This window comes from Pseudoalteromonas sp. PS5, assembly GCF_004103255.1.
In the GTDB taxonomy this organism is placed as follows: Bacteria; Pseudomonadota; Gammaproteobacteria; order Enterobacterales; family Alteromonadaceae; genus Pseudoalteromonas; species Pseudoalteromonas peptidolytica.
Map to the genome: position 1 here is coordinate 1 of NZ_RCSQ01000229.1, position 10,922 is coordinate 10,922.

The following is a 10,922-nucleotide window of genomic DNA, read 5'->3' on the forward strand; positions in this document are numbered from 1 at the left end:
CAGATTTACTCCTTCAAATTGGTATTAAATAAAGGTTAACGACTACAAGGCTGCTACTCCCAATCGCAGCCTTTTTATTGCGTGCACAGACAACTGCCTTTGAGTTCTCCTTCCATTGCTTTACCCTCAAAAAGCGTAAATAAAAACGCCAGCAATTTGTGCTGCGTCGTATCAGTATAAAGCTATTTTCTTCTGGGAGTTTTTACCCGTTGATTATGCTTTTTCACTGCTTTTCTGATTTTATTAATTTTTGCCCGCTTATCTTTGCGCTTTTCAGGCATTACCGACAATTTTGTTTGGGTCTCAGGGCGTAGGCTTACTGACTTGCGAAGATAATTTACATCTTCTAATTTCAGCTCCTCCCAGCCCCCCTGCGGTAGACGTTTGTTTAACTCAAGCTTTCCGTAACGAATACGGATCAGTCGAGAGACTTCAACCTCTTGAGATTGCCATAATCGTCTCACTTCACGGTTACGACCTTCAGTAAGGGTAACGTTAAACCACTTGTTCAGTCCTTCACCACCAAGCGGTTTAATCTTCAAAAACTTAGCAGGTCCATCATCCAGCTCAACGCCAGTGGTCAGTGTTCGCAACGTTTGATTGGTTACTTCACCAAAAACACGAGCAGAATATTCACGCTCCACTTCATATTTGGGATGCATTAAGCGGTTAGCCAATTCACCGTCGTTGGTAAATAGCAAAAGGCCTGAAGTATTTATATCTAATCGACCGATAGCAATCCAACGGTCGCCATCTAATTTTGGCAATCTATCAAATACTGTACGACGCCCCTGCGGATCGCGCCGAGTACACAGCTCTCCTTCAGGCTTATGGTACATAAGTACGCGACAAATGCGCTCTTCTTGTTGTTCAATTTTAACAACATGTCCATCTACACGGATCACCGATGTTTCTTCTACCCGGTCTCCTAGCTTGGCAACTTTTCCATCTACACTTACTCGGTTAGACTCAATATACTTTTCCATTTCGCGTCTTGAGCCAACGCCAGCTCTTGCCAATACTTTTTGTAGTTTTTCACTCATTCAGATGGTTCTCTCACAGAAGGATCGTTTAATAACTGTTCTATTTTTTCATTATGCTGTTCAGGCAATCGAGGTAATTCTCCTAAAGCTGACAATGCAAAATAGTCTAAAAATTGTTTCGTCGTCGCATATAGCGCGGGCTTACCGGGCACTTCTTTATGGCCAACTATTTTTATCCACTCGCGATCAATCAAGCTTTTGATAATAGTAGAGCTCACAGTTACACCGCGAACTTGCTCTATCTCTCCGCGAGTGATCGGTTGTCGGTAAGCAATCAAGGCTAAGGTTTCAAGTGTAGCACGTGAGTATTTTGGTGCTTTTTCCTGCCAAAGTTTACTTAACCAAGGACTCAAGCTCGGACAAGCCTGAAAGCGATAACCAGTACCGACTTCAACCAGCCGGACACCACGAGTTTGATAATGACTTATCAATGTTTCTAGTGCTTTATCAATACGCAGTGATGATACGCCGATATCTTCCAGCACAGTTTCTTTTAGCCGCTTTTTAGACAATGGCTTATCTGAAACAAAAATGGCAGCTTCAACCAGTTCAACCAATTGTTCATCGCTAACGCGTCTTTTCATACTCTATGCTTGAAGACAAAACGCAGATTATAACAGAGGTAGAGGGCATCCCCTAGCCTTTTAAATGCAGGTAAATTGAAGTTGCACTGTGTGACTGAATATAGTCAATCAGCTGCTCTTTGATGAGCTCCAACATTGCAATAAAAGTCACTACTACGCCACTGCGTCCCTCGTCCAAGGTAAAAAATCGCACAAACTCAACAGGTTTATTTTGCTCTCGTAGTAGCTGTAAAATAAAACTCATACGTTCTCGAGTTGATAGTGCTTCAGCTTGTATCTGGTGATGCTCAAAGGTCTTCGCTCTGGCCATTACTTCACTGAGTGCTAAAAGTAATTCTCTAAGCTCGATATCAGGAAACTCAGATTCAGTCTCAGCACTGTTATCTATCAACGCATGAGCGACAAAAATGTCACGTTCAACACGGGGAATTTCATCCAAGTTTTCAGCAGCTTGTTTAAATTGTTCGTATTCTTGTAAGCGCCTAACTAGCTCAGCTCTGGGATCTTCTTCCTCCTCTAACTCTTCATGTTTTGGCAATAGCATTCTTGATTTTATTTGCGCGAGTAACGCTGCCATCACTAAGTACTCACCGGCAAGTTCAAGCTGCATGTCTTTCATCATCTCAACATACCGGACATACTGTTGGGTAATACTAAAAATAGGTAGTTCTAAAATATCAAGCTTATGTCTTTTGATGAGGTAGAGGAGCAGATCTAGCGGCCCTTCAAAGGTTTCTAAGATAACCTCCAAAGCTTCAGGTGGAATATATAAATCTTCTGGTTTTTCAATTACCGCTTCACCATGTAAAAAGGCCAGCGGTAATTTCTGTTGTGATAGCTGTACCATCTCAGCTTACGTTATTCAAATGGCGATGTATCGCCGCAGCCACGGCGCAGGATTTCTATTGTGTCTTCAGACATGTCAATAACCGTGGTTGCTTGCTCAATTAAATAGCCACCATGAATAATCAAGTCTACCTGCTTTTCGATACGCATGCGGATATCATCAGGATCCGACTCTGTGAACTGCTCACCTGGCAAAATCAAGGAACATGACATCAAAGGTTCGCCTAATTCAGCCAGCAACGCACAGGTGATCGGATTGTCCGTAACACGGATCCCTATGGTCTTCTTTTTTTCATTAAGTAAACGACGCGGCACCTCTTTAGTACCTTTAAAAATAAAGGTGTATGGTCCTGGTGTATTGTTTTTAATCATTCTAAACATTTGGTTGTCTACTCGAGCGTAGGTCGAAAGCTCAGATAGGTCGCGACATAACAGAGTAAAGTTATGATGCTTTTCAATACCACGGATCCGCTCAATGCGTTCTTTGGCCTGTTTATTTCCAAGGCTACAGCCGATGGCATATCCAGAGTCAGTCGGGAACACCACAACACCGCCTTGTTCAATAATATCAACCGCTTGTCGGATCAAACGAGTTTGTGGGTTATCTGGATGAATATGAAAAAATTGGCTCATACTATTATTCCTCTTTGCCTCCCCAATGGCGCCAAACTCCTTGACAGTCCTTTGGAAGATATAGGTTACGACCAAGATCAACCCAAGGCATCGGGAAATGAAAGTCAGACCCTTGGCTTGCCAATAATCCGAACTCTTGGCTTAACCGCCCTAAAAATTGACGTTCGGTTGGTGCTTGTTGTGGCTGTGCAACCTCCATTGCGGCTCCACCAGCCTGTTTAAATTCTGCAATTAACTTTCTTAACCACTTATTTGACATTTTATAACGAGCAGGATGTGCCAACACGCTAACCCCACCGGCTTCATGAATAGCCTCAATAGCCGTCTTCATATCACACCATTGGCTTGGTACATATCCAGTTTTGCCACGCGCCAAGAACTTATTAAAAACCCCTTGGATGTTTTTAGCAACGCCCCTTTGTACCAACACTTGAGCAAAGTGCGCTCTTGTGATCTGAGCAGTTTGGGCAAGTGATTGCGCATCTTCATACACATTTTCATGGCCTTTTTTGGCTAACCGCGCGCCAATCTCAATCGCTCTGGCCTCACGCTTTTTTTGTTGCTCACTCAGTAGTGTCGTCAATGCTAAGTGTTCAGGAGTGAAACCTAACCCAACAATATGGATCTCAAAGCTTTCCCACTTAGTGGAAATTTCCACCCCGTTGATTAGTTCAAGTGCCAGATTGTGTTCACGAATATATTCCTGCGCAGGCTGGATGGCATCTATGGTGTCATGGTCAGTAATGGCCAAAATATCAACGCCCTTTTCCGTCGCTCGCTCCAACAGCTCATTAACCGCTAAGCGACCATCGGAAAAAGTAGTATGGCTGTGTAAGTCATATTTAATCAAAATGTATTAACTATCTCTCTGAATTATCAACGTTTTGATTATACCACATCTGAACTGATACGACCTTAGGTTATTTTTTGATATTTGCCCTTGACACTTGTATCAAGAATGGGGTTTACTGTAGCTAATTTAGATTAAACAACGAAATATTCACAAATGAACAAACAATTTCAAAAAAACATTTGGTGGTGGCACTCGAACTAAGCGGGTGTGTTTCGTTATATCTACGATTTATTAACCCGCGCAATGTCGCGGGTTTTTTTATATTTTTTTAAGGCTTTTTGATGAACAACAATATCACAGTAAACACAATTTGGTGGTGGTGGATGCCCTAGCGGGACGGTATTGTTGTGTCTGAACAATAACCCCCGCAGAGCTCAGCTTTCGGGGGTTTTTTATTTTCTAAACAGAATATCTAGAAATTAAGAGGAATGAGGTTTGATTTTTAGTCACATAACAACCACACCAGGTGAGGTCACCAGCATAAGACAAAGGCGCGACTATACCGCTAGCCCTTTGTCACTATACGCTGGTTTAAACAAAGAAAACTCACTACTACTTGAATCCGCAGAGATTGAGTCGAAAGATAATGTGAAAAGCATTGTACTTGTAGACAGCGCTATCCGATTTGAATGTAACGGTGCTCAGGTCATCGCCAAAGCATTATCCAATAATGGGGCTCAGCTACTGCCGTATCTTGCACAAAAGGTAAAAAATTGTGATGTTCATCTCAGCGAAGATACATTAACCCTTTCATACAACGGACTTGAAAGTGATATTGATGAGCACACTAAACTCAAGGCTGATAACGCTTTTAGTGCACTTAGAACCTGTATCAATGAAATAAAGCAGAATTCAGACACGCCTTTCTCAGTCTTTTTAGGTGGAGTATTTGCCTATGATATGGTCGCTAACTTCGAACAACTCCCAAATGTGCCAAATGGTGATAATGACTGTCCTGATTACGTGTTTTATTTAGCTGAAACCCTAGTGGTTATTGACCATCAAACTCAAACCACTGAGCTGATCGGCAATGTGTTTAATGGCCCTGACGTACACGCCAACTGTTTTGAGGTCGGCAAACAACTAGAAACACTCAATAGCCAGTGTGACCAAATTACCGAGTTTCAATTTAGCCCTATTGCTGGCTGCCCCGAAGTTCAAGTAAATATTAGTGATGACGACTACTGCAACCACGTTGAAAAATTGAAAACCAATATTATCAACGGTGATATATTTCAAGTCGTTCCCTCTCGCACTTTTTCACTTCCTTGCCATAACTCACTCGCCGCCTATAAACAGCTCAAATTACAAAACCCCAGTCCGTACATGTTCTATATGAAGGACGAGCGCTTTGTTTTGTTTGGCGCATCTCCTGAATCAGCGCTCAAATATTGTGAGCAGAGTAATCAAGTTGAAGTCTACCCTATTGCAGGCACAAGGCCCCGTGGCAAATTTGCTGATGGTAACATCAGCCCAGACTTAGATAGTCGTATTGAGCTTGAACTACGGAACGATCAAAAAGAACGAGCAGAGCATTTAATGTTAGTCGACCTTGCGCGAAATGATGTAGCTAGGATCAGTGTGCCAGGTACGCGGCACGCCAAAGAATTATTAAAGGTCGATCGCTATTCCCAAGTGATGCACCTAGTATCCCGAGTTGTTGGCCAATTAAAACCTGATTTAGATGCACTTCACGCCTACCAAGCATGTATGAACATGGGTACTTTAGTCGGTGCACCAAAAGTGAAAGCCGCAGAGCTCGTTCGCCATACCGAACAACAGCGCCGTGGCAGCTATGGTGGCGCAGTAGGTTACTTGATGGGGAACGGTGCTATGGACAGCTGTATCGTCATTCGCTCTGCATTTGTAAAAAATGATATCGCCTACGTACAAGCAGGTGCAGGAGTTGTATTTGACTCAGATCCACAAAGTGAAGCAAATGAAACCAAGGCAAAAGCGATGGCCGTGATAAAAGCTGTACAGTCTACGTATGAGGATACAAATAATGACTAAAGTATACTTCTTAGACAATTTTGATTCATTTAGCTATAACTTGGTTGATGAACTTAGCCTCCTTGGGCTTGACTTAGTCGTCTATCGTAACAACATCCCAGCTGAAACAATTTACAATAAAATGTGCGCTGAAGTAGAGCCGGTGATTTTAGTCTTGTCTCCGGGACCTGGCTCCCCTTCAGAAGCGGGCTGTTTACTGGCTTTAATTGCTCTTTGCAAAGGTAGATTTCCGATGCTTGGGATCTGTTTAGGTCAGCAGGCGCTCACACAAAGCTATGGTGGTGAGATAGGCCGTGCAGGCGAAACAGTACACGGTAAGTCTTCTATAATAGAAGCTGATGAGCACCCAATATTTGCAGGGTTGGGCTCACAGTTTCCTGTTGCTCGCTACCACTCTTTAATGGCAACTAAAGTGCCGCAGGAACTCAACGTCATTGCAAGATATAACTCTATTCCCATGGCTATCTACCATAGTGAAGATCGAGTGATAGGTTTTCAGTTCCACCCAGAATCAATACTCACGCCTAATGGCGCTCAACTATTACAGCAAAGCATTGCTTACCTCAGCGCTTAGGAGAATACTATGGAAAAGTTACAACCGCTTTTACAGCAACAAGATTTGTCTTTTGATGACGCCAAATCCTTATTTGACGATATTATGACGGGGCAACTTAGTGACATCGAGCTTACCGCTGCCTTGGTTGCCCTAAAACTCAAAACCGAAACTGCATCAGAAATTGCAGGTGCTGCTCAAGCAATGCGCGATCATGCTACGCCTTTTGATAAGCGGGGCTTACTCGCCGCAGATAGCTGTGGTACTGGCGGGGATGGCACAAACACCATCAATGTGAGTACCACGGCTGCTATTGTTGCTGCAGCGTGTGGTATCAATATGGTCAAACATGGTAATCGCAGTGTGAGCAGTAAATCTGGCTCCGCTGATTTACTCAAAGCTCTTGGGATTAACATTGATATGACTCCCGCTCTTGCAGAAAAGTGCTTAGCAGAGACTGGCTTTACCTTTTTGTTTGCACCGCATTATCACGCTGGTGTAAAACACGCGATGCCGGTTCGCACCCAGCTAAAAACCCGCACCATATTTAATATCCTTGGGCCATTAGCAAACCCAGCAAAGCCTGAAGTGCAATTGCTGGGCGTGTATGACCCCGCTCTAGTCTTACCAATGGCCGAAACACTCAACCGTTTAGGCACAAAGCGCGCGATGGTCGTTCATGGCAGCGGCACCGATGAAATTGCGTTACACGGTGAGACATTAGTCGCTGAAGTGAAACTGGGTGAAGTGGCACAATACACCATAACCCCAAGTGATTTTGGACTAGAAAACTATTCACTTGAATCCATCGCAGGAGATACGCCAGAATATAACGCGAAAGCGAGCCTTGCGATTTTAAATGGTGAAGGCGAAGCCGCGCACAATGCCGCAATTATCGCCAACGTAGCTGCTCTATTGGTTTTAACTGACAAGGCAGCAGATTTTAAAACCGCAAGCCAGCTAGTCCGCGAAGTATTAGCAAGCAAAAAAGCCATGACAACTCTGGCTAACATCGTAGAGGTGAGTAATGGCTAATGTATTAGAAAAAATTGTTGCTGATAAAGTCGAAGAACTAAAAGCGCGTAAGATACAGCAGCCCCTAAGCGACTTTATTGATAACGTCACCCCGACCACACGTGACTTTATGGCAGCACTGGCAAAGACCGGCACACAATTTATTTTGGAGTGTAAAAAGGCATCGCCTTCAAAAGGGCTTATTCGAACCCATTTTGATTTAGATGAAATCGCCGGCATTTATGGTAAGTACGCAACATGTATTAGTGTGCTAACCGATGAAAAATATTTTCAGGGCAGCTATGAATACTTGGCGAAAGTACGAAAACTAGTCGACCAACCATTGATCTGTAAGGATTTCTTTATAGATGAATATCAAGTTTATTTAGCCCGTTTGCATGGTGGCGACGCTATTTTACTGATGCTATCGGTATTAAATGACGAAGAATATATGGCGCTAGCCAAAGTGGCAAAGTCACTAAACATGTCGATTTTAACAGAAGTAAGCAACGAAGAAGAAGTAACACGGGCTCTGACACTAAACGCTGAACTTATCGGTATTAACAACCGAAACCTACGAGACCTATCAACGGATTTAGCAACAACAGAAAAGCTACGAGCGCTTATTCCAGAAGACAAAGTTGTGATTTCAGAGTCTGGTATCTACACACACCGAGATGTCAAACGCTTATCGCCAATTTGTGATGGCTTTTTGGTTGGTAGCTCTTTGATGGCAGAGCAAGATTTAGAACTTGCCTGCAGACGTTTAATTTTAGGTGAAAACAAAGTCTGTGGTCTTACTCGAAGCCAAGATGCAAAGACCGCTTATGAAGCTGGCGCGGTGTACGGTGGCCTTATCTTTTATCCAAAGTCTCCTCGTTATGTCGATATAGACTGCGCGAAGGCTGTCGCTGATAGTGTACCACTCATGTATGTGGGTGTGTTCGTTAACGCACCGCTTGAGCAAGTGGCTGAGTATGCGCAAATTTTAAAGCTCAGTGCAGTACAATTACACGGGAATGAAGATGAGCGATATATCGACACGTTACGTAAACAACTACCATTAACGTGCCAAATTTGGAAAGCACAAGGAGTGGAAACAACACTGCCCCCCCCCTTTTCTGGTGTAGATAAACATTTGTACGACACCAAAACAGCGACGGCATTTGGTGGTACCGGGCAAGTTTTCGATTGGCAGCTATTAAGGAACAGCACAAACAATTACATGTTGGCAGGAGGCTTAAGCCCAGACAATATTCTTAGTGCCGTGTCGATTGGCGCTGATGGCCTTGACCTAAATTCAGGTGTTGAGCAATCGCCTGGTAAAAAATGCGCTCAAAAAATCGCAAATGCGTTTTCACAAATTCGAAAATATTGAGGTGGACATGAGTAATTCAGCTTATTTTGGTGACTTCGGAGGCATGTTTGTGCCCGAGTTACTCGTACCTGCTCTAAAACAATTAGAACAGGAATTTTATAAATCACAAAAAGACCCAGCATTTCAGACAGAATTTTATCAACTGTTGAATGAGTTTGCTGGTCGTCCAACGCCGCTAACTAAAACTCGTAACTTAGTTACAAACCCTAACGTAAAACTTTATTTGAAACGTGAAGATCTACTCCATGGTGGTGCACACAAAACCAACCAAGTTTTAGGTCAGGCACTGCTGACCAAACGTATGGGTAAAAAAGAAGTCATCGCAGAAACCGGCGCTGGGCAACATGGTGTAGCAACCGCACTAGCCTGCTCCTTGCTTGGTCTAAAGTGTAGAGTGTATATGGGTGCCAAAGACGTAGAGCGCCAACAACCAAATGTATTTAGAATGCGTTTGATGGGAGCTGAAGTTATCCCGGTAACCGCTGGCTCTGGCACACTAAAAGATGCTGTGAATGAAGCAATGCGCGACTGGTCTGCAAACTATCAAACAGCACACTATTTGCTTGGTACAGCGGCAGGCCCACACCCATTCCCAACTATTGTGCGCGAGTTTCAAAAAATGATTGGCGAAGAAGCCAAGCAGCAAATACTCAAAGCCGAGGGGCGTTTACCAGATGCTGTTATTGCCTGTGTAGGTGGTGGCTCTAATGCTATCGGTATGTTCACAGACTTTATTGAGGAAAAAGACGTTAAATTAATTGGTGTTGAACCGGCTGGAAAAGGACTTGATACTGACGAGCACGGCGCAGCATTATGCAAAGGCACCAAGGGCATTTTGCATGGTGCTTACACCTATATTATGCAGAATCAAGATGGTCAAATTGAAGAGTCTTATTCTGTTTCTGCCGGTTTAGATTATCCAGCGGTCGGTCCTCAACACGCATTTTTACATGAAACAGGCAGAGCACAATACGTCGGTATTAGTGATACAGAAGCCTTAGACGCTTTTCAAGCGTTAGCAAAACATGAAGGGATAATTCCTGCACTAGAATCGAGCCATGCACTGGCATACGCATTAAAGTATGCCGAGGCGCAAACTGAAGAAACTATCATTGTTGTCAATTTAAGTGGCCGAGGAGACAAAGACTTAGCTCACGTCCACCAAGTACTTTCTGAGCGAGGTGAACTATGAGACGTTATGACGCAATGTTCGCGCACTTAAGCGAAAAAAACCAAGGAGCATTCGTCCCTTTTGTAACGATTGGCGATCCAAACAAAGCGCTCAGTATCGATATTATTAAGAGCTTGATTGACGGGGGTGCTGACGCATTAGAGCTCGGTATCCCCTTCTCAGATCCCATTGCTGATGGCCCTGTTATCCAAGCTGCCAACATCCGAGCACTAGAACAAAATGTGAATACGCAAGATTGCCTTGAGGTCATCGCTGAGATCCGCCGATATAACAGTGATATTCCTATTGGCCTGTTACTGTACTCAAACTTGATTTTTGCTCGAGGTATTGCGCAGTTTTATCAGGATGCAAAAGCGGCTGGCGTTGACTCTATTTTGGTTGCAGACGTGCCACTGCACGAGGCTAAACCATTCAGACTCAATGCCATGGAGAATGACATCGCGCCAATTTTTATCGCCACACCCAATGCCTGTGATGATACCTTACGAGAATGTGCTACCCGAGGGCGTGGTTATACCTATTTACTCTCACGTGCAGGTGTAACTGGCACAGAAACGACGGCGCAAATGCCAGCGACAGATATAATCACCAAATTGATTGAATATCATGCTGCACCGCCGCTGTTAGGGTTTGGCATTTCTGAGCCTGAGCATGTTAAGCATGCCATTAGTTCTGGTGCTGCGGGCGCTATCAGTGGCTCTGCAGTAGTTAAAATCATCGAAAAACATTTAGATGATCACAAAGCAATGTGTTTTGAGTTGAAAACCTTTGTTGAACGAATGAAGGCTGCAACCCAGAAGTAATACCAATTTT

11 protein-coding genes are annotated in these 10,922 nt (G+C 43.7%); 6 read left to right on the forward strand and 5 right to left on the reverse strand.

Translation table 11 applies throughout. The features are described 5' to 3' along the window. Positions 1-182 precede the first annotated feature (182 nt). From rluB to D9603_RS21045, 5 genes are read right to left on the reverse strand one after another with little or no spacing between them, the layout of a single operon-like run. Positions 183-1,043 carry a 23S rRNA pseudouridine(2605) synthase RluB gene (rluB, locus tag D9603_RS21025; RefSeq protein ID WP_125252991.1) on the reverse strand — a complete coding sequence of 287 codons (861 nt, stop codon included), beginning with the start codon at positions 1,041-1,043 and terminating at the stop codon, positions 183-185. Next, on the reverse strand, positions 1,040-1,627 hold the full coding sequence (gene scpB / locus D9603_RS21030; RefSeq protein WP_128732794.1) for an SMC-Scp complex subunit ScpB: 588 nt from the start codon (positions 1,625-1,627) through the stop codon (positions 1,040-1,042). The genes rluB and scpB overlap by 4 nt, the downstream gene beginning before the upstream one ends. Before the next feature lie 52 nt (positions 1,628-1,679). Continuing rightward, the gene (locus D9603_RS21035) at positions 1,680-2,474 is read right to left on the reverse strand and encodes a segregation/condensation protein A (RefSeq protein WP_128732795.1); all 795 of its coding nucleotides are present in this window, start codon (positions 2,472-2,474) and stop codon (positions 1,680-1,682) included. Between the two features lie 11 nt (positions 2,475-2,485). Further along, a complete protein-coding gene (locus D9603_RS21040) occupies positions 2,486-3,106 on the reverse strand; it encodes an L-threonylcarbamoyladenylate synthase (RefSeq protein ID WP_128732796.1) in 621 nt (206 codons plus the stop codon). Between the two features lie 4 nt (positions 3,107-3,110). Then, positions 3,111-3,956: a PHP domain-containing protein gene (locus D9603_RS21045; protein WP_128732797.1), complete on the reverse strand. Its 846-nt coding sequence runs from the start codon at positions 3,954-3,956 to the stop codon at positions 3,111-3,113. Between the two features lie 438 nt (positions 3,957-4,394). Between D9603_RS21045 and D9603_RS21050 the strand changes: the two genes are divergently transcribed. The 6 genes from D9603_RS21050 to trpA are packed head-to-tail and all read left to right on the forward strand — an operon-like array spanning position 4,395 to position 10,912. Further along, a complete protein-coding gene (locus D9603_RS21050; protein WP_128732798.1) occupies positions 4,395-5,972 on the forward strand; it encodes an anthranilate synthase component 1 in 1,578 nt (525 codons plus the stop codon). Further along, positions 5,965-6,546: an aminodeoxychorismate/anthranilate synthase component II gene (locus tag D9603_RS21055; RefSeq protein ID WP_128732799.1), complete on the forward strand. Its 582-nt coding sequence runs from the start codon at positions 5,965-5,967 to the stop codon at positions 6,544-6,546. Before D9603_RS21050 ends, D9603_RS21055 begins: the two co-directional genes overlap by 8 nt. Before the next feature lie 9 nt (positions 6,547-6,555). Beyond that, on the forward strand, positions 6,556-7,560 hold the full coding sequence (gene trpD, locus D9603_RS21060) for an anthranilate phosphoribosyltransferase (protein ID WP_128732800.1): 1,005 nt from the start codon (positions 6,556-6,558) through the stop codon (positions 7,558-7,560). Further along, positions 7,553-8,917, forward strand: coding sequence for a bifunctional indole-3-glycerol-phosphate synthase TrpC/phosphoribosylanthranilate isomerase TrpF (gene trpCF / locus D9603_RS21065; protein ID WP_128732801.1), 1,365 nt, complete (start codon positions 7,553-7,555; stop codon positions 8,915-8,917). Before trpD ends, trpCF begins: the two co-directional genes overlap by 8 nt. Before the next feature lie 7 nt (positions 8,918-8,924). Continuing rightward, positions 8,925-10,109: a tryptophan synthase subunit beta gene (gene trpB / locus D9603_RS21070; RefSeq protein ID WP_128732802.1), complete on the forward strand. Its 1,185-nt coding sequence runs from the start codon at positions 8,925-8,927 to the stop codon at positions 10,107-10,109. After that, on the forward strand, positions 10,106-10,912 hold the full coding sequence (gene trpA, locus D9603_RS21075; RefSeq protein ID WP_128732803.1) for a tryptophan synthase subunit alpha: 807 nt from the start codon (positions 10,106-10,108) through the stop codon (positions 10,910-10,912). Before trpB ends, trpA begins: the two co-directional genes overlap by 4 nt. Positions 10,913-10,922 lie beyond the last annotated feature (10 nt).